This window comes from Nonomuraea sp. KM90 (assembly GCF_052246675.1).
GTDB lineage: Bacteria > Actinomycetota > Actinomycetes > Streptosporangiales > Streptosporangiaceae > Nonomuraea.
Genome location: NZ_JBQQCB010000169.1, coordinates 1 through 19,010, shown reverse-complemented (window position 1 = coordinate 19,010; position 19,010 = coordinate 1). Strand labels below are relative to the sequence as shown.

The following is a 19,010-nucleotide window of genomic DNA, read 5'->3' as shown; positions in this document are numbered from 1 at the left end:
AGCTCCAGCAACGGCTGAAGGACAAGTACGGCGAGGGCGTCGTGCTCCTGCAGGCGGTACTGAAGCCGGTGCGATAGGGAAGCCGTGACCGCTCTGACGCGCTGCCGGAGAGTCGACTCGTTGCCGGTGCCCCGCGATCGCCGCGACCATCGTGGTCCTCAACGTGCTGGACCAGCCGCGCGAGAGAGTCTTCCCGAGGACCCTGGATCCGTGGGCCACAGACGCGGCGCCACACCTGGTCGTGAGCGCCAGGCAGGCTCCCCTGCCCGACAGGCAGGCCGGGACCGTTTATGGCGACACCGAGCCGTCGCTGCTGAAAGCGGAATGGCAGCCGGAGGAACCAGCTTCGACGACGTTGACCTCCGCAAGGCCTACCGCGCCAAGATCCAGCTCGTGGTCTGCGAGTACCTGGATTCGCTGGGTGAGCGTGTCACCTCCTGCGGCTACAGGCCGTTCGGGCAGCTTGAAGATCTGGGAATCGACCGCCGGTGCTGGTCTGGGGTGGACGCTCTCCGGGCTCGCCTGCGGGGCTAGGCATTCGCCCGGCGGAGGCGTTCGGCCGCCTGTGCCCGCAGCGCATCGCCGCCCGCCGGGGGGCCACCACACAGTGCCATCTCCCGGGCGTTGTACGCAGCCATCCACACGCTTGCCGCCCATGCGATCTCCATCTCCACGGGCGTGAACACGCGCCCCCGAAAATCCTGATAGGCCACCAGGAAGGCCTCGGAGCTCTCGATCGGCGCCAGCGTCGGCGGCCCGGCACTGGCGAACGACCCGCTCGCCGCTCCCACCAGCGCCGCCTCCGGCTGCCACGCCAGGCTGTCCCAGTCGTGCACCGCCCACACCTGCCGCCCCTGCCACCGCAGGTTCTGCGCCTCGAAATCGGCGTGGCCCAACACGTACGACAGACCGGCGGTCAGCAGCCGCTCCCGGGTCCGCTCAGCCGCCTCGACGATGTGCTCGGGCACGACAGTCTGGTCCAGGCCGTCGAGGAAGTCGATCGCCGGCCACGTCTCAGAACCGGTCTCGTCCCAGCGTACCCAGGGCGGATTCGGCAACGGCGGCGTGACGATCACACCGGCGAGTTCGGCCATCAGCCGAGCGAACACCTCCGCGCAACGCACGGCCATGTCCGGCGAGTTCCCGTGCAGCACCTCGCCGCCGGGCCGGAATTCCTCAGCGTGCACGGCCAGCGCACCGACACCGACCACCGGCGTCAGCGGCCGGGCACACGGAAACCCGCGCTCGGCCAGCCGGGCCTGCGCCGCAACACACGACGCCGCCCGGCCGTCGTCGGCACGTGCCTTGACCACCACGTCCCGGCCACCGGCCAACCGCAGACCGAACACCATCGAGACCTGTTGGGTCCGGAACAGCACGTCGGCGGGTTCGCCGCCCAGATGGTCAAGACACCAGGCCGGCAACCAGTTCGGCAACTCGTCCAGCGGCACGCTCATGACTGTGCCATAGGCGCCGAACCCAGCGGGAAGCGACGGGCGAGGCCAAGGCTTCGCTTCGCGGCGCCGGCAGGACCAGGACGGCTTGCCGGTGGTCGACGACGACAAGCGTGCCGCATCCTGTCGCGGCGGCAGCGCGGCGAGTCCATCCGCACCATCGCTGCCGAGGTGAAGGTGTCAGTCGGAGTGGTGCGCAAGACCCTGACCGAGGCCGGCCAGGTGGTTCCTGATCAGCAGGTCCAGGGCATGACCGCTTGAGGCGCAGCGATCCATCCACCTGCCTCGAAACCGGACGTATCAGGTGGACCGCGCGCAGCCGGAACGACTCACCTGCCGCTGCACCTCCTACGGCTACTCCCGGAACGAAGCGCCGCTCTCCCGGCCGCCGCCAAGGGCGTAAATGAGGGGCGTGCCGGATGCCGTACCCTGCAAAACGGTCCTCACGAGATCGGGATCAGCAAGTGATCTTCCTGCTGCTGTTGGTGAAGCCACCAGCTTTTTCTGCGTAGACCCAGACACGCCAGTCGTAGGTGCCGTCACCACATTTCGCCGGGAGTCCGACCTTCTTGTCGGGGTCCTTGGTCCACGTGTCCGAATTCATGGTCTGCCAGCCGTACCATCGCTTGCGCTGCACCTTCAGAGTCATCTGCCCGCAGTCGCCGACCCACGCGACCGTACCTCTGACGTGAGCGCCATCCTTGTAAGGAATGCCTGGGCTGACGCTGCACGCTGCTGCTTGTGTCGTGGCGGCGCCCGCCGGCTGGACTCCCGCGAGCAGTCCGGCGGCGACTGCCAGGACGGTAATTCCGACCGATATCCGCATGATTCTCATGTCCCTTTCGTTCCTTGGACCGATGTGGAGGAACGATACGGACGAGCGGTATGTCCGCGGTATGTCAGGCGTGCCCGATTCAACGACCTCCGGCGCCCCGTGACGCGTCCCCCCATTCGGCCCATGGGGGGCAAGTAGCGGCTGCGCAAGGGGGTTACCGGCCGGATCAGCGGCGTTCGCGTAGTGCGCCCGGGCGGTTACCGGTATCCAGGAGGGGGTGCGGCCGGTTGCCAGAGGGGAAGCCGGTTCGTCCATGCGCTGGGCGCCCGGGGAACTGCGGTTCCCGAGCGCTCCCGCGCTCGTCGAGCGTAGGCCCGCCGCGGGCTACATGAAGTAGTTCGGATGGGTCGCCACCCAGAAGACCAGCGCCGCGACGAAAATTGAACAGCCCTCTACGGTCCTATTCCGATCGAATGACTCATGCGTCTTGGGGCTCCTCATAGGGGATGCGGTTCAGGTGCAGAATCTCGCCCAGCGTTCCCCACTCGTCGCCGCCGAGCTTGGTCAGCGGGCGCAACCGCTCGGCGTCAGGCCGGCCGTTGACGATGTACTCCTCGTGCACCGCCGCGAGGAACACCCTGCCGAAGACCAGGGTGGAGTTGCCCATGCGCAGAGTGGTGTGCGAACGGCACTCCAGGACAACGGGAGAGGCGGCCACCCGGGGAGGTCGCACATGACGGCTGGGCTCGCGTTCGATTCCCGCGGTACCGAATTCGCTGACGGTCCGGGGGAAATCGGTGGCGGTGTCGCGGATCAGATGCAGCAGTGGTTCGGAGGAGAAATTGACGACGAACTCACCGGTGTCCTCGACATTGCGCAGGGAATCCTTGCGGCCGATCGAGGTGAACTGCACGATCGGCGGATCGGTGCTGGCGATGCTGAAGAAGGAGTGAGGAGCGAGGTTGTCCACCGCTCCATCGGGTGTGACGGTGGACACCCACGCGATCGGACGCGGAACGACGACCGACGTCATGAACTTGAAGAAAGCCGCCCCACCCAGGGCCTCGGGGTCGAAATCGACACGCATACCGTTCAGTATCCATTTCGCTCACAGCGTGTAGTGGCCGCCACGCGGAGCTACGGCGGTATCCGGCCCCGGCCCCGGCCCGCAGGACAAGCCGGTCTGGTCGAACGCAACTCCCTGCTGGCCCACCGCGTGATCTTCCACCCCGCGCCGGACAACCGCTGGGCGGTGGGGCGCGACATGCCGTACGCCACCGGGGTGGAGCCGACGATCCCCCAGACGGCGGGGCGTGGACGAGGACGGAGGGTAATCCCCCGGGGCACGGCGAGTCGTTCGCAGCGCCCGGCTGACTGCGCCGGTGAGCAGGCCGGCGCGCTTCAACGCGGCTGGCTGCTGGGGTGTGCCGGCTGGGTGGCTGCCAGGCTGGCCAGGAGCTTGAGCCGCTCTTCTGAGGTGCCGCCCGGTTCGGCGGTGTAGATGGTGAGGCCGTACGCCGTCCGGTCGGACATGGGCAGGTCGAGGGACTGGTAGGTCAGCTCCAGGTCGCCGACCTGCGGGTGCCACAGCCGCTTGCTGCCGTCGTGGCGGATACGTACGTCGTGGACGGCCCACTGGCTGCGGAACTCGGTGCTGAGCGTGGACAGCTCACCGACGAGGTCGCGCAGGGCCCGGTCATGGGGCCTGCGTCCGGCCTCGGCGCGCAGCAGCGCGGCGCTGACCACGGCGGCCTCGTCCCAGTCGACGAAGAACTGCTGCGAGCCCGGGTCGAGGAAGACGTAGCGGGCGATGTTGGCGCGGCCGTACTGCGTGGTGGCAGGGCTGTCGAAGACCGGCGCGAGCAGGGCCCGGGCCAGCGCATTGTGGGTGACGATGTCCTGGCGGCCGTTGCGTACGAACGCCGCCGACATCGTCATGGAGTCCAGCATCCACTGGACCTGCGGCGGGACCTGGACGTCCTTGCGGCGCGAGGGCGCGCGGCGGGCGGGCCGGGCGGCGTGGGCCAGGTCGAACAGGTAGGTGCGTTCGTCCTGGCCCAGGCGCAGGGCCTGGGCCACCGCGTCGAGCACCTCTTCGGACACGCCGCCGATGTGGCCCTTCTCCAGCCGGGTGTACCACTCGGTGCTCACACCGGCCAGCACCGCGACCTCTTCGCGGCGCAGCCCGGGGACCCGGCGCCGGCCGCTGGTGGGCAGCCCGACCTGCTCAGGGGTGAGCTTGGCGCGCCGGGTGGCGAGGAAGTCCCGGATCTGGGCGCGGTGGTCGGGCCGGTGGTCCATGCCCTCCACGGTAGCCGCAGGGTTCGCGCAAGTGGCGGCGGTAAGGGGGTTGAGCTTGTCCCCCCATAAACGCGCTCTGCCTCGCGCGCGGCCAGGCGGGTTTCCTGGCATCAGCAGGTTGGACGCAACCCTGCGCCACCCGAGAGAGACAACCGTCTGAAACGGAGACCTTCTGATGCGTGCAACCCTGATGTACGGCGCCGGCGACGTCCGCGTCGAGCAGGTACCCGACTCGGTCATCAAGCTGCCCACCGACGCGCTGGTCCGCATCACCGCGTCCTGCATCTGCGGCAGCGACCTGTGGCCCTACGGCTCGATGAGGCCGGAGGACGGCCCCGCCCGGATGGGGCACGAGTTCATCGGCATCGTCGAGGACACCGGCCCGGAGGTGACCACCCTCAACCGGGGCGACCTGGTCGTGGCGCCGTTCGCCATCTCCGACAACACCTGCCAGTTCTGCCGCGAGGGCCTGCACACCTCCTGCACCCACCCGCAAGCCGGCTTCTGGGGCGGCTCGTCGTTCGAGGGCGGCCAGGCCGAGGCGGTCCGCGTCCCGCTCGCCGACGGCATCCTGGTCAAGCTGCCCGTCGAAGCGGACTCGGCCCTCATGCCGTCCCTGCTGACGCTCTCGGACGTGTTCGGCACCGGCTACCACGCCGCCGTGGCCGGCGGCGTCAACCCGAGCACCCGCGTCACCGTGATCGGTGACGGCGCCGTCGGCCTGCTGGCGGTCCTGTCGGCCAAGCGCCTGGGCGCCGACCAGATCATCCTGATGGGACGCCACCAGGCCCGCACCGACCTCGGCCGCAAGTTCGGCGCCACCGACGTCGTCTCCGCCCGCGGCGAGGAAGGCATCGAGGCGGTACGCGAACTCACCGGCGGGCACGGCACCCACGTGGTCCTGGAGGCCGTCGGCACCATGCCCGCCTACCAGCAGGCCCTCGGCGTCGTCCGCCCGGGCGGCGTCATCAGCCGCGTCGGCGTCCCGCAGTACGAGGACGCGCCGATCGGCTTCGGCGGCCTCTTCCGCCACAACCTCCGCCTGACCGGCGGACCCGCGCCGGTCCGGGCCTACATCAAGGAGCTGATGCCCGACATCCTGGACGGCACCATCGAGCCGGGGAAGGTGTTCGACGCCACGACCGGCCTCGACGGCGTCCCGGCCGGCTATCAGGACATGGCCGGCCGCAAGAGCCTCAAGGTCCTCATCAGGCCCTGACCTCGAGCGGCGGCGACTGGGTGCGGGGTCCGGCCTCGTCCGTACCCGCACCCGGTCGGAACTGTCGCCCTCCCTGGTCCGCGGCAGGAACGAACTCTTCCCGCCACGCACGAATTCTGAGCGCTGGAGGCTCGGTTCTCCGTCGGATCCGGGTACGTGGTGAAGCGTTGGGCTCGGTGACGTCCGTGGGCTGGCGGAACAGGCCGGCTGCTCAGGTGCTGTCCAGATAGGCCAGTACGGCGAGCACCCGGCGGTGGCCTCCCTCGGCGGGTGGCAGGCCGAGTTTGGCGAAGATGTTGCCGATGTGCTTGTGCACGGCGTTGTCGGTGATGAACAGCCGCTTGCCGATGTCGTTGTTGCCGAGGCCCTGGGCCATCAGGGTGAGCACCTCACGTTCGCGGCTGGTGAGTGTGCCGACGGCGCTCGTGCCGCCGCCCGCCAGGAGTTGGGCGATGACCTCAGGGTCCATGACGGTGCCGCCTTCGGACACCCGGCGCAGGCCGTCGACGAACTCGCTGACCCGGCTCACCCGGTCCTTGAGGAGGTAACCGACGCCCCCGCGGCCGTCGGAGAGCAGCTCCCGTGCGTAGACCTTCTCGACGTACTGCGACAGCACGAGCACCGGCAGGCCGGGATGCGCGCGCCGGATCTCCAGCGCGGCCTTGATGCCCTCGTCACGGAAGGACGGGGGGAGCCGGACGTCGACGATCAGTGCGTCCGGCCGGTGCCGGTCCACGGCCTCGATCAGGGCGGGATGGTCGGTGACGACGGCGGCGACCTCGATGCCCTTGGTGCCCAGGAGGAGTTCGAGACCCGCGGAGAGCAGGACGTTGTCCTCGGCGATCACGACTCGCACGGCAACTCCACGGATACGGCGGTCGGGCCGCCTGGTGGGCTGGTGACGATCATGGTGCCGTCGAGTGCGGCGACCCGGCGCCGGATGCCGGTGACGCCGCTGCCACGGGACTCCTCGACCCCGCCGATGCCGTTGTCGGTTACCTCGATCAGCAGCCATCCGCGGTCGCGGGTGATCCGCACCTGTACCCGGGTGGCGCCGCTGTGCTTGGCGGCGTTGGTGAGCGTCTCGGCCACGATGAAGTAGGCGGCTGCCTCCACGGCGGCGGGTAAGTAGCCGAGATCGCCGAGGTCGATCTCGGCGGGCACGCCCGACCGTGTGGTGAGCGCCGCCAGCGCTCCGGGGAGTCCTCGGTCGGCGAGGATCGGCGGATATATCGAACGGACCACGTCACGGAGCTCCGCCATGGCCTCCTCGGTGCCTTCGTGGGCCTCGCGCAGCAGGTCGGCCAGGTCGGCGGAACCGTCGGTGAGGGACTCCCTGGCCACCCCCAGCCGCATGGCGATGGCGACCAACCGGGCCTGCGTGCCGTCGTGCAGGTCCCGTTCGATACGGCGTAGCTCAGCGCCGTGGGCGTCGAGCACTCCCGCGCGGCTTTCGGTCAGCTCGCCGACGCGCTCGGTGAGCTGATCCTGCGCCGAGGGCTCGAGCGCAGCCAGGCACCTGCTCGCGTGGAAGGCCGCGAGCCGGGGCACCGCCCAGTACGCCAGGGCCGCGAAGCCCGCGATCTGAACGGCCCCCATGCCCAGCGCGCTGCCCCAGCCGGTCACCGGGAACGCACCCAGCAGTCGCAGCGGCGCGCCGGCGGGGAACAACCACCACAGCGGAGCCGCGAACGCGGTGAACACCACCGTACCGACGCAGGCCAGCGCGGCGAACCCCGCCGGCACGCCGGTCACAATGTGCCGCAACACCCAGCGGACGTCACGCCTGGTCTCCGGGTCATCGAGCACCTGCCGCCACCGCGCGCGAATCCCCGTTCCCAGCGCCATCTGCCGGGGGGACACCTGCCTGCCCAGCAGAGCGGCGGCGCGCCGGCGGTGCCACTCGGCCCAGCGCCGCAGCAAGGCCATCGCCCGGGGAAACAGGACGAGCCCGATGCCGCCGAGCCCGGTCGACAACGCCGTGGCCGCCAGGAGCGGCAGCACCATCATCGTGGCCATCGCGGTCGGCAGGCCGAGTAAGAGATATCTGCTGCCCCGCCAGGTCTTCTGCCATCTTTCCTGCACGACATTCAGTCTCGTGCAGTGCGGCCGGTGGGCGCACTACAGCGGACTGTAGTACCAACCGGGCCGCCTGCTCCATCGTCTGGGGACCGGGGTGATACCTACCGTTCGTGGTCATGACCACACAAACGCTCCACCGCCCCGCCGTGCCATGGCTCACGGTCGCGGCGTTCCTCACCATCACCTTCGGCGCCATCTGGGCCGCCGGAGCCGCCCTCTGGTTCGGCGGAGGTGACGTCCAAGGGGACGCGGCCACGCCCATCCTCATGCTCGCCATGTACACGCCCACGCTGGGAGTGCTCATCACGGCGTCGGTGACAGGAGAGCTGCGCCGCCCGCGCGACCTGCTCAGGGAGACGGGCGTCCTGCCGTCGCGGTCGCTGCCCCGGATGGCCGGCTACACCGCAGCCGGCCTCCTGCTCGCACCGCTCCTGACGCTCGCCGCGCTCGGCGTCAGCTCGTCCGCCGGTCACTTCGCCTTCCACGATCCCCTGCCGCTCGAGGGTCTGGCGGGCATGCTGGCGCCCCAGCTCCTGATCTTCCCGCTCGGGATGGTGTTGACGTTCGGCGAGGAGTTCGGGTGGAGCTACCTGCTGCCCAAACTCCTCCCGCTCGGGCTCTGGCGCGCCCTGCTGACCAGCGGCGTGATCTGGGGAGTGTTCCACGCCCCGTTCACCTTGCAGGGCTACCACTATCCCGGACTGCCGGGCGGCCTGGCCGTACTCGCCTTCACCATCGCGTCGGTGCTGCTCGGCGCCCTGCTGGGCTGGCTGCGCCTCGCCGCCGGCAGCATCTGGCCGGCGGTCGTCGCGCACGCCGCGGCGAACCTGATCGCCTCCGCCCTGCCCGCGCTCCTCGGAAAACCCCTGAGCGCCGCGGATGCCGCCTTGCACGCATCGCTTTCCGGTTGGCCGGGCTGGCTGGTCATGGCCGGTACGATCGCGGTGCTCATCGTGACAGGACAGTTCAGGAAACTGGCGATCCAGGCAGCTGGTGTCATGCCCGAGCCAGTCCAAGCCGCGCACCGCGTTCGGTCCGCCGATTCCTCCTCCACTGACGACTGCGCTGCGACCCATGACACCTTTGGGACGCGACCGCCGTACCGTCCCGCACAAGCCGCCAGGATGGGCGGGGTCGCGTCCGATCACCGAAGGTCGTGATCTGGTCGAGGTCATCGAGGACGTCGCCCGTCCAGGCGCCCGCCTTCTCGACCACGCGCTGTCCCGGCGGCTCCGGAGGCCACGTCGTGGATCTCGCCACCCGCTGAAAATCCTCCAAGGTCACGCGGGGCGGGATCAGGGGCGGGGGCCGGAGCGCATGCTCAGGGTTACGGTGGTGCCGGCATCGACTACGCGGCCTGCGGCTGGTGACTGGCTCCCGACCCAGGTGCCGGTGCCTGTGCATTGCGGCACCAGCCCGGCAGCCCTGACCTGGTTGGAGGCGCCCGTGCACGAAAGATCCGTCACGTCGGGCACGACGGCCCGCATGGACAGGCCGACCACGGTGAACTTCGGCACCACGGTCCCCGACGGGATGGACTGCGCGGTCACCGTGCCGCCGTTGTAGGAGCACGATGGGGTCAGGTCGGCGGCGCTCAGGGCGGCCGCGGCGACGGGGCAGCTGAAGCCGATCACGTGGGGCACCACGGCGTGCTGCGAGGCCGCGATCGCAAGCGGGGTGTACTCCCCCACGCTCATGGTGACCACGCCGGGCAGGGTGGTGATCCTGGTGGGCTGGGTGATCGGGTTGGCATCGGTGATGTCGACCGTCCCGTTGGCAGCCTCACCGGAGGTGTTGCTGCCCCAGTAGGAGAGGTTTCCGCCGGAGTCGAGCGCCATGGAGCCCACGCGGCCCGCGTTGATCTTGGTGATGCCGGTCAGCCCGAGGTGCACGGGGACCAGACGGTCGGCCTTCGTGCCGTCGCCGATCTGACCGTGGTCGTTGGCGCCCCAGGTCCATACGGTGCCATCGCCGCCCAGTGCCATGGCGTGGTTGTCGCCTGCGCCGATCTGGACGATGCCGGACACACGCCGGTCCACCCGCACCGGTGTGGGCACGGCATTGGCGGTCGTGCCGTTTCCGAGCTGCCCGTTGGTGTTTCGTCCCCAGGTCCACACCGAGCCGTCGTTGCGCAGCGCCACGCCGAAGTTGCCCCACGCCGCGATTTGCACGATCCCGTACGGCACGGCCACCCGCACCGGGGTCGGGCCTCCGGCGTTCACGGTGCCGTTGCCCAGCTGGCCCAACCCGTTGCCGCCCCAGGCGAACACCTCACCGTTGGACTTCAGCGCGAGGCTGAAGTCGCGCCCGGCGGCGACCTGGACGACGGTGGAGATCGGCGCGCCTACCGGCGTCACGCTGGTGGCCGGGCCGGTCACGCCCAGTTCGCCGAAGAAGTTGTCGCCCCACCCCCATACCTTTCCTTGGCCGTCGACGGTGAGCACGTGCCCCGTCCCTGCACTGACCTGGCTGATCCAAGGGAGCCCGGGGACCCGGGCCGGTGTCGAGCGGGACGGGCTCGGGTAGCCCAGCCGCCGATCGCTGCCCCAGGTCCACACCGAGCCGTCGGAGTGCCGAGCCGCACTCACCCCGCCGCTGCCGCTGACCTGGGTGACGTCGGTGGCGAGGCCGGACACCGGAGCGGGCGTCGGCAGCGGGGGCCCTATGCCGCCGTTTCCCACCTGGCCCGATCCGTTCAGCCCCCACCCGTACACGATGACGCCGGAGACGGCCGACGCCGGAGAGGCCTGCCCGAGCAGCCCGGACGTCAGCGCGAGCGCGGCCACCGCGGCGACCACGCGCTGCTTCAAGGGTTTCATGAGAGCCTCTCCACCTTCGATTCCTCTTTCCTCGAAGGCGTTCCGTCCCGTTCCACCGTCAGCCGACCCGGCGCGGGGCCCATTCCCAGCACTCGGCGACCCGCGAACCCGACTCCCTGCGCCCCCTACCGCGCTCTTCTGCCCGATCGAACCGCCGGGTCCGCCAGGCACTCACCACCCACGGCGCGACCAAGGTCGACGGCTTGTACGCCGGACGACCCGCCATCCCCACCGGCAAGCTCGTCCAACTCCGTCTCCTGGATCTCCTCGGTGTTGATCCACGAGACCTCCGCTGAAGATCACAGCACCTGGTCGCCCTCGAACGGGAGGAACACCTGCGCCCCGCTCCCGCTCTTGGCCACGATGCACAGGTAGGCGTCGGCCGGCGACATCAGGACGTTCCCCGAGCCCAGGATCACCGGCGCGCCCGGTATTGATCGTGGCGGCTGCCATCGCGCCGGTCGAGGGCTTTGCGGCTCGCCTGGCGGATCTCCGCCGGCGTCCCGTTCCCCGAAATCCGCCACATCAAATGAGAAAGCAAGACCAGCTCGACAGGTCGGACGAGAGGCCACATCCGCGGCTCATACGCACGGGGGCGGCTCATCGGCTCGGCCCTGCAGGTCTGTGGCGATGGCGGCGAACTCGCCGATCAGCGGGTTGCGGCGGGTGCTGTCCCAGGCCAGGCACACCTGGTTCGGTGGGATGTCGGCGATCGGGACGTAGGTGACGTCGGGCCGGGTGTAGAAGGTCACCACCGACAGCGGCAGGACGATGACGCCGTGGCCCTGCGCGACGTGTTCGAGCTTCTCCTCCACCGAGTGGAAGGCCGGACCGGGGCGGCGTCCACCCGGCCGCCGCAGCTCGGTGGCGATGTCGCGCCATTCGGGAACGGCATCGGGGTCCTGCAGGAGGTGTTCGTCGGCGAGGTCGGGGATGCCGACGACGTCCTTGCCCGCCAACCGGTGGCCGGTGGGCAGCACGGCGACACGTGGCTCGGCGAGCAGCGGCCGGACGCGGAGCCCGCGCTGGTCGATCGGCAGGCGCACGTAGCCGACGTCCACCCGGCCGTCGTGGATGACCTCGGTCTGGTCGTCCCAGGTGGTGCGCATCACCTCCACGGTGAGCCCGGGATGGCGTTCGCGGAGCGCCTGGACCGCCGGCGTGACGATCAGCCCGGGCATGAATCCGACGGTGAACACGTCCGTGCCGCGGGCTGCGCGACTGACGCGACGGCGCAGCGCCTGGGACGCCGCCAGCAGCGGGCGGGCGTCGGCGAGTAGTTGCTCACCCGCGGAGGTGAGCTCGGTGGCCCGCCTGTTCCGTACGAACAGCTGGACCTTCAGCTCCTCCTCCAGCGCGCGGATCTGGCGGGACAGGACCGGCTGCGCGATGTGCAGAGCCTCGGCGGCCCGCCCGAAGTGCAGCCGCTCGGCCACCGCGACGAAGTAGCGCAGCTTCCGCAGATCGACGTCCACCAGCGCCTCCTTCCGCCTTTCATTACCCAAAGGGTATTACAGGTCGACGAAAGGGTCTTGGACGGCAGCGATCGGCCGGGTTCATCGTGGAGGAGTCGGATTTCTCTTCTCGAATTTCTCTTCTCAAAGGACACGATCATGGATCTACAGGGTCAACGCGTCATCGTGCTCGGCGGCACGTCGGGGATCGGGCTGGCCACCGCGGAGGCGGCCGCGCGGCAGGGCGCCGTGGTCACAGTCGCCTCCAGCCGGCGGGCCAGCGTCGACCACGCTCTGTCCCGGCTGCCCGGCGGCTCCGGGGGCCATGTCGTGGATCTCGCCGACACCCGGGCGGTGGGCGAGTTCTTCGACGGCGTCGGTGAGTTCGACCATCTGGTGTTCACCGCGGGCGAGCCGTTGACGCTGATGCCGATGGACACGCTCGATCTGGAAGCGGCACGGAACTTCTTCGCCCTGCGCTATTTCGGCGCGCTGAGGGCGGTCCGTGCCGCGATGCCTCACCTGCGCAAGGACGGCTCGATCACCCTCACCACCGGCACCGCCAAGGACCGGCCGGGCCCGGGCTGGGCGGTCGCGGCGAGCATTTGCGGTGCCATGGAGGCGCTCACCAAGGCGCTGGCCGTCGAGCTCGCGCCCGTGAGGGTGAACGTCGTCTCGCCCGGCTTCGTACGGTCGCCCCTGTGGTCGGCGATGGACGAGGAGGAGCGGGAACGGATGTATGCCGAGGTCGGCGCGGCGATCCCGGTGGGGCGGGTCGGCGAGGTCGAGGACATCGCCCAGGCGTTCGTGTTCCTGATGACGGAACGGTTCGCCACCGGGACCGTCCTCACGGTGGACGGTGGGCACGTCCTGGTTTGATCCACCCGTCACCGGGGCCGGCCATTGCCGTTCGGTCAGCGTCCGGGCGTTCGCCATCGCGATGCCCATCCGCCAAGGCACCGGTGGGCCGCGTCGGCCTCCTGAACGCGCCTGGGATGCGGTCAGGCGGGCTCCGCGGAGTTCCTAGTTCTCCGGTGCCAGGGTGGTCAGGGTGTTCATCTCCTCCGCGCTCAAGTGGAGGTCATGAGCCATGAGGTTCTCCTTGAGGTGACGCAGGCTGGTCGTGCCGGGGATCGGGAGCGTGACGGGCGAGCGGTGCAGGTGCCAGGCGAGCGCGATCTGCTGGAGAGTCGCACCGTGGCGGCGGGCGATCGGCTCAAGAGCGGCGGTGACGCGATCGAGGTCGCCACCGTCGCCGAGCGTGACGGGGTGCCAGGGCGAGAACGCGGTCCCGGCTGCCTCGGCGGCCGTCAGCAGGGTGGCTCCGGTGCGGTTCCCGAGGTTGTACAGGGCGGTGACGGCGGCGATGTCGGTGATGGCCCGGGCCGCGTGGAACTGTTCCAGGGTGATGTTGGACAGGCCGATGTCGCGGATGAGCCCTTGCTCGCGCAGTTCGGCCAGGGTGGCGATCTGCTCCTCGAACGGGGCGTCGGTGGCGCGCCCACTGTGCAGGTAGTAGAGATCGATGTGCTCCACACCCAGCCGACGTGCGCTCATGTGGGCGCTTTGGCGCAGGTAGTTGCGGTTGCCGACGGCGTCGAGGGTGGAGTAGTCGAAGCCCCCGCGGACGAAGCCGCCCTTGGTCGCGATGACCAGGTGGTCCGGATAGGGGTGCAGCGCGTCCCGGATGAGGAGCTCGTTGCTGTGCGGGCCGTACACGTCGGCGGTGTCGATGAACGTCACCCCGGCGTCCACGGCCGCGCGCAGCAGCCCGATTCCGGCCTGCCGGTCGGGGTAGTCGCCCCACACCTGCCTGCCGGTGAGTTGCATCGCTCCGTAGCCCACCCGCCCGACGGCCGGTCCGTTGCCGATGGTGATCGTCGTACCGCTGGAAGTTTCCGTGGACATGCCGCGGCGCCCTTTCGTCGTGATCGGCGGAACAGGTGGCCATGGTGGCCACGTCTCCAGGCAACCAGCGGCGCGCCCGCCGCCACGCCCCGAGAGGGGGCGCGTTCCACCGGGGGCATGGCAGACCCCCTCTGGTGTGGCTCCGCACTAGCCTGGAGGTATGAGCGCACCCTCCGCCGCGCCGGGCCAGCGGGAAATCACCGAGTTCCTGCGCTCACGCCGGGCGCGCATCACCCCGAAGGACGCCGGCCTGCCGCTGCGGCATGGCACGCGCAGGGTGCCCGGGCTACGCCGGGAGGAGGTGGCGCTGCTGGCCGGCGTGAGCGCCGACTACTACATCCGGCTGGAACGCGGCCGCGTCCACGCGTCCGACGCCGTCCTGGACGCCGTGGCCCGCGCGCTGGCGCTGAACGACACCGAGCGCGAGCACCTGTACACCCTGAACCGGCCGGTCCGCCCCCCTGCCGCCCCGATGCCGCCGCAGCGGCTGCGCGCCGGCCTTCGCCTGGCCCTCGACTCCGTCGGCGACGTCCCGGCCATGGTGACGGGACGACGCCTCGACGTGCTGGCCGCCAACCGGTTGGCCCGCGCCCTGCTGACCGACTTCGACGCGCTGCCGCACCGGGATCGCAACATGGCCCGCTTCATCTTCCTCGACGAGGCGGCCCGGACGTTGTACACCTACTGGGAGCAGGCTGCCCGCGACGCCGTCGCCGCCCTTCACCTGTACGCCGGCCGCTACCCCGCCGACCCGCTGCTCGCCGAGCTCGTCGGTGACCTGTCCACCCGCGACGCGGACTTCCGCCGGTGGTGGGCCGACCACAATGTGATCCGCCGCAGCAACGGCGTGAAGTACTACCACCACCCCGTGGCCGGTGACCTGGCCCTGGGCTACGAGGCCTTCGCCCCCGTCGGCGAACAGGACCAGACCTTCGCCCTGCACACGGCCGAGCCGGGCTCGCCCTCCGAGCTGGGCCTGCGCTCACTGGCCGCCTGGACCCGGGAGCACCTCGCCTGAACTCGTCGGCGGAGCGTGTGCGACGCGCGGGATGGGGTGTACGGCGAGCGGGAAGGCGACCGCCGAGCGACCGAGCGCGCCCCGCGGCCACGGCGGTACGCGGGCCGGCCGTCCCGTCGCTCTGCCGGGCTTCCCCGCCGGGCGGGAGTCAGGCGCGTTCGGCGACGAAGCCGCCGAACGGCCAGAACTCGAGGTCGCTCTCGCCCGGCAGCGCCCGGAACGAGGGGAACCCGGCGTCGGTCAGCGAGCGCGCCCACTCCTGCTGGGTGAGGTAGCCGACGTTGACGCGGCGCGGCGGGTCCAGGACCGCCCGGTTGTAGCTGTGCAGGCTGGTCTGCAGGACCTCGCAGGGGAAGAACATGCCGGCCCGCGTACGGTTCCCCGAGGTGAAGACGAGCCAGCCGCCGGGCTTGAGGATGCGGTGGCAGGAGCGCAGCACCTCGTGGAGGTTCTCGACGTCGTGCAGGACGTTCTCCAGGATGATCAGGTCGGCCGAGCCGTCCCGCAGGTAGGGAACGTCGTCGTAGGAGTCCAGGTCGTCGAGGTCGACCCGGTCGAAGGAGGTGACGGCCAGCAGCTCCGGCGCCTCCTGCCCGAGCATCTCCCTGGCGCCGCGCATGAGCTCGCGGCTGATGTCGGTGAAGCCGTAGTGCCTGATCGCCCTGGCCCGCTCGCGGAACCCGTCGATCTGCAGGGCGGCGCGGATGGTGGCGCCGACGCCGGCGCCGCCCTCGAACACCACGATGGGGTCGCCCGCGCGCAGGCGCTGGTCGAGCACGCGGGCCACGAGGCTGTTGCAGGTCTGCTTGGGTGCCACGTCCACCATGAGGTACTGCCAGATGTCCCAGGTCTCCGCGACGCCGATCCGCTCCTCCATCGCGGCCAGCCCGTCACGGCCCTGGAGGACCTCCCCGGCGACCGACTCGACGGCGCGCAGCGCAACCATGGTGGCCGTGTCCGGCGACGACACCCCGGCCAGGTAGACGTCCTCGGGGGTTTGCGCGCGCCCTACCAGCTCGGGGGTGGGGCGGTAGACGTAGCCGTCGCGGAACAGGTCGCCGCGGTCGGCGAGGTACTCGATCAGGCGCTTGCGGAAGAAGTACGGCTGCCGCTCCGACCCGCTGGACGGCGGCGGCGCCTCCGGGTCGTGCACGGCCTCGCCCGTGGCGAACAGGTGCCGCATGGCGATGCGGGACAACACCAGCGCGGCCTCGTACCTGATGCGTTCGAGCTTGGCGGTGTAGTCGGGCGTGCAGATGTCGCTGATGTCGATCGCCGCGATGTCGGCGCGGGTCGCTTCCTGGACCGTCTGAGTCATGACGTGACCTCCGTGTTCCTCGATCCGAGCCACTTCACGGCGGCGTCGACGACCGCGCCGGGCCGGTGCGCCCAGCGGAAGTGGTGTGTCCTTTCCAGCCCGACGTCCTCGGGTGGGATCTCCGCCCACGTGACACTGGCCGACCGGAGCTTGGCGGCGAGATGCTCCGAACAGGATTCGGGAACGTAGCGGTCCCCGGGAAGTACGACGAACAGCGCGGGGACCGTGGAGCGGGACAGGGCCGCCTCGTAGTCCACCCGGCTGCCGTGGATGAGGTAGGCGCCGTGCCTGGCGTCGTGCATCCAGTCGCGGACCACGCCGCGGGCCTCCTTGCCCGCGAAGGGCACCCAGCCGGGCAGGTAGCCGTGCAGCGCGGTGGCGATCCTGATGATCTGCAGGCCCAGGAACCTGGCCGGCCTGCGTATCCCGGCGACGCGGCCGTACCAGCTCGTTCCGGTGGCGACGAGCACGGTGGCGGCCACGTGCGGCGACGTGGCGGCGTGCAGCACGCTCAGGTGGCCGCCGAGGCTGTGCCCGAACAGCGTGATCCGCTCGGCGCCGAACTCCCGGCGCAGTGCCTCGACGATCTCCGGCAGCTCGGTTTCGAGCATCTCGGCGTAGCCGAACGTGGTCGAGCGCGACGGGCGGACCGAGCTGCCGCCGTTGCCGCGCAGGTCGGCCAGCACCGCGGTGTGCCCGCGCGCGGCGAGCTCGACGGCGACCGCCGTGTAGTAGCTCGCCCGCACGCCCATGGCAGGCAGGCAGAGCACGACTGGGGCGTCCTCCTCGGCGGCCGGGAAGACGACGAGCTCGCTCGTGTTGCCGTCGCTGAGGCTCACGCGGAGGCGCTGCGGCGCCCGGCGCTGATCGGTCATGGTCATCTCAGGGCACCTCGATGTCGGAGAAGAGCCGTCGCTCGTCGTGGTCGCGTTCGAGGCGGTCCACCGCCTGCCGGCGCAGGCCGGTGTCCGCGGGCTGGGGCTCGCCCAGCCGGGCGGCGATCCGTCGCAGGCACAACAGCAGCCACGCCCCGGTGGCGTGGAAGTCGTCCCGGCGCTGCCCGCGCAACCAGGCCGAGGCGCAGGCCGCGGCGGCGTCCAGACCGGGCGCCGTCCCGCCACGTGAGGTGAGGCGGTCGAGCAGCTCCAGCAGGCGGGGGGCGTACGGTCCTGGCAGGCCCTCCTCGTGGACGAGGGCGCGGGCCCGCGCGAGGGGGTCGCCGTGATCGGGGGCCTCCGCCGCGGGCACCCCGAGCCAGGCCAGCTCGGGCGGCACCGGGACGAACGGGTCGGGCGGCAGCTCGTCCGGCGGCGGCTGGTCGGACTCCGCCAGAGCGGTCACCACGGCCACGTCGCGGCGCATCTTCTCCACGATGCCGTGCCAGTGCTCGGTCGCGCAGTACGCCCGCGCGCCCAGCACGATCGCCAGGGACTCGACGGCGTCGCCGGCCAGCTCCGGGACCAGGTCGCCGACGCGTGCCGAGGCCGCGGGGAAGCGGTGCGGGTCGGTACGCGCGATGCGGCTCAACTCGTGGCAGACGGCCTCGCCGATTTGCACATCCGCGTAGACGTCGGCCAGGCGGACGGCGACGGGTTCGAGCTCCAGGATCGGCGCGCCGTACAACATGCGGGAGCGGGCGAACGCCACGACCGCGCGCAGGCAGGTGTCCAGCCCGCCGAGGGCCAGGCCGGCGACCACCAGCCGCGCCACCGGCAAGGTCCGCGCGGCGATCTCCAGCCCCTGCCCGGGCGGGCCCAGCGTCTCGGCGGGGCCCGCGGGGAAGCCCGACAGCGTGAGCCGGCCGAGCGCCGAACCGCGCAGGCCGTGCGTCTCGTACGCGGGGTCGGATCGCCAGTGTCCGCCGCGGTCCGCCTCCCGCAGCAGCAGGAACGCGGTGACGCCGGCGCCGGTGCGGGCCAGCAGGGTGGTGCCCGCGACGTGCCCGTCGTGGCCGGCGAGCGTGGTCCTGCCGCTCAGGCTCCACGCGCGCCCCGCCCCGGCCAGGGCTTCGAGCCGGGTGTCGGCCGTGACGTCCACGCCGTGCTCGGCCTCGCCGATCGGCAGGCCCAGCAACTCGTGCCGGCGCAGCAGCGCGGCGACCGCCCGGCGCTGGGCGGGCGTGCCGTGCTGCCAGACGGGCAGGCCGGCCAGGAAGCCGGCCGCGATCGCCGACGCCGCCGTGAGGTCGCGCCGCGCCAGGACGCGGAGCAGGGCGACACAGTGATCCAGGGACCGCAGCGAGCCACCCGAGACGGCGGGGATCAGGTGCTCGGCGAGCCCCCACGAGAACGCCGCGTCGCAGAGGTGCTGGGGGAACCTGCCCTCCCTGTCGGTCGCGACGGCCGCGTGGAAGGAGGCGGGGTTGCGCTCGTCCATGGGGTCGCCGAGAGCCTGGTCGAGCCGGGCGGCCGTGTCGAGGGCGGCCTCGATGGTGAGATCCATGTGCCCGCCCCTTCAGGCCGGTCGTGACAGGGACAGCGCCGAGCGGCCCGCGTACCGCATGGCGAGATCCAGGAACAGGCTCTCGGTCGTCTCGCGCGGCATGCGGGCGCCGGGACGCAGCAGCGACTCCACGCCCGCGGCGAGCCAGTGCGCGGGCTCCGACCGGGCGAGGCAGACCGCGGCGAAGGTGCGCGCGTACCGGTCGCCGACCCGCTGGCCG

18 protein-coding genes are annotated in these 19,010 nt (G+C 71.0%); 4 read left to right on the top strand and 14 right to left on the bottom strand.

All coding sequences use genetic code 11. From position 1 onward, the window contains the following. Positions 1-530: 530 nt before the first annotated feature. The 4 genes from ACTWPW_RS57785 to ACTWPW_RS57770 all read right to left on the bottom strand — a co-directional run bounded on the left by ACTWPW_RS57785 (position 531) and on the right by ACTWPW_RS57770 (position 4,530). Positions 531-1,457: a phosphotransferase gene (locus ACTWPW_RS57785; RefSeq protein WP_443174075.1), complete on the bottom strand. Its 927-nt coding sequence runs from the start codon at positions 1,455-1,457 to the stop codon at positions 531-533. Between the two features lie 454 nt (positions 1,458-1,911). Then, positions 1,912-2,289, bottom strand: coding sequence for a hypothetical protein (locus tag ACTWPW_RS57780; protein WP_375112443.1), 378 nt, complete (start codon positions 2,287-2,289; stop codon positions 1,912-1,914). 418 nt (positions 2,290-2,707) lie between these two features. Beyond that, positions 2,708-3,316, bottom strand: coding sequence for a flavin reductase family protein (locus ACTWPW_RS57775; RefSeq protein WP_375112444.1), 609 nt, complete (start codon positions 3,314-3,316; stop codon positions 2,708-2,710). 314 nt (positions 3,317-3,630) lie between these two features. Beyond that, positions 3,631-4,530, bottom strand: coding sequence for a helix-turn-helix transcriptional regulator (locus tag ACTWPW_RS57770; RefSeq protein ID WP_443174074.1), 900 nt, complete (start codon positions 4,528-4,530; stop codon positions 3,631-3,633). Positions 4,531-4,705: 175 nt separating this feature from the next. Between ACTWPW_RS57770 and ACTWPW_RS57765 the strand changes: the two genes are divergently transcribed. Continuing rightward, complete coding sequence (locus tag ACTWPW_RS57765) at positions 4,706-5,749, top strand: zinc-binding dehydrogenase (protein WP_443174073.1); 1,044 nt, start codon at positions 4,706-4,708, stop codon at positions 5,747-5,749. Positions 5,750-5,960: 211 nt separating this feature from the next. Here ACTWPW_RS57765 and ACTWPW_RS57760 read toward each other — a convergent pair whose 3' ends face one another. Continuing rightward, positions 5,961-6,605: a LuxR C-terminal-related transcriptional regulator gene (locus ACTWPW_RS57760; RefSeq protein WP_375112447.1), complete on the bottom strand. Its 645-nt coding sequence runs from the start codon at positions 6,603-6,605 to the stop codon at positions 5,961-5,963. Beyond that, positions 6,593-7,834: a sensor histidine kinase gene (locus ACTWPW_RS57755; protein ID WP_443174072.1), complete on the bottom strand. Its 1,242-nt coding sequence runs from the start codon at positions 7,832-7,834 to the stop codon at positions 6,593-6,595. The genes ACTWPW_RS57760 and ACTWPW_RS57755 overlap by 13 nt, the downstream gene beginning before the upstream one ends. Before the next feature lie 113 nt (positions 7,835-7,947). On the opposite strand from ACTWPW_RS57755, the gene ACTWPW_RS57750 reads away from it, so the two are divergent. Then, positions 7,948-8,991, top strand: a complete 1,044-nt coding sequence (locus tag ACTWPW_RS57750) for a lysostaphin resistance A-like protein (protein ID WP_443174071.1) — start codon at positions 7,948-7,950, stop codon at positions 8,989-8,991. Between the two features lie 135 nt (positions 8,992-9,126). On the opposite strand, the gene ACTWPW_RS57745 is transcribed toward ACTWPW_RS57750, so the two are convergent. The 3 genes from ACTWPW_RS57745 to ACTWPW_RS57735 form a co-directional block, all read right to left on the bottom strand. After that, positions 9,127-10,650 (bottom strand): RCC1 domain-containing protein, encoded by a 1,524-nt coding sequence (locus ACTWPW_RS57745; protein WP_443174070.1) that lies wholly within the window; start codon positions 10,648-10,650, stop codon positions 9,127-9,129. A gap of 299 nt (positions 10,651-10,949) precedes the next feature. Continuing rightward, entirely contained in the window at positions 10,950-11,069 is a 120-nt protein-coding gene (locus ACTWPW_RS57740) for a DUF7737 domain-containing protein (RefSeq protein ID WP_443174069.1), read from the bottom strand. A 162-nt stretch (positions 11,070-11,231) separates the two neighbouring features. Beyond that, a complete protein-coding gene (locus ACTWPW_RS57735) occupies positions 11,232-12,125 on the bottom strand; it encodes a LysR family transcriptional regulator (RefSeq protein WP_375112451.1) in 894 nt (297 codons plus the stop codon). A gap of 138 nt (positions 12,126-12,263) precedes the next feature. Here ACTWPW_RS57735 and ACTWPW_RS57730 point away from each other — a divergent pair, with 138 nt between their 5' ends. Next, positions 12,264-12,983 (top strand): SDR family oxidoreductase, encoded by a 720-nt coding sequence (locus tag ACTWPW_RS57730; protein WP_375112452.1) that lies wholly within the window; start codon positions 12,264-12,266, stop codon positions 12,981-12,983. A gap of 144 nt (positions 12,984-13,127) precedes the next feature. Here the strand turns inward: ACTWPW_RS57730 and ACTWPW_RS57725 are convergent, their stop codons facing one another. Then, positions 13,128-14,012 (bottom strand): aldo/keto reductase, encoded by an 885-nt coding sequence (locus tag ACTWPW_RS57725; RefSeq protein ID WP_443174068.1) that lies wholly within the window; start codon positions 14,010-14,012, stop codon positions 13,128-13,130. Between the two features lie 160 nt (positions 14,013-14,172). Here ACTWPW_RS57725 and ACTWPW_RS57720 point away from each other — a divergent pair, with 160 nt between their 5' ends. After that, entirely contained in the window at positions 14,173-15,030 is an 858-nt protein-coding gene (locus tag ACTWPW_RS57720) for a helix-turn-helix domain-containing protein (RefSeq protein WP_443174067.1), read from the top strand. Positions 15,031-15,178: 148 nt separating this feature from the next. On the opposite strand, the gene ACTWPW_RS57715 is transcribed toward ACTWPW_RS57720, so the two are convergent. The 4 genes from ACTWPW_RS57715 to ACTWPW_RS57700 all read right to left on the bottom strand — a co-directional run. Continuing rightward, positions 15,179-16,348, bottom strand: coding sequence for a class I SAM-dependent methyltransferase (locus tag ACTWPW_RS57715; RefSeq protein WP_375112455.1), 1,170 nt, complete (start codon positions 16,346-16,348; stop codon positions 15,179-15,181). After that, entirely contained in the window at positions 16,345-17,229 is an 885-nt protein-coding gene (locus ACTWPW_RS57710; protein WP_443174066.1) for an alpha/beta hydrolase family protein, read from the bottom strand. Before ACTWPW_RS57710 ends, ACTWPW_RS57715 begins: the two co-directional genes overlap by 4 nt. A 1-nt stretch (position 17,230) precedes the next feature. After that, positions 17,231-18,790: an acyl-CoA dehydrogenase family protein gene (locus ACTWPW_RS57705; RefSeq protein WP_443174065.1), complete on the bottom strand. Its 1,560-nt coding sequence runs from the start codon at positions 18,788-18,790 to the stop codon at positions 17,231-17,233. Between the two features lie 12 nt (positions 18,791-18,802). After that, on the bottom strand, positions 18,803-19,010 hold a 208-nt coding region (locus ACTWPW_RS57700; RefSeq protein ID WP_443174064.1), incomplete at its 5' end, for a hypothetical protein.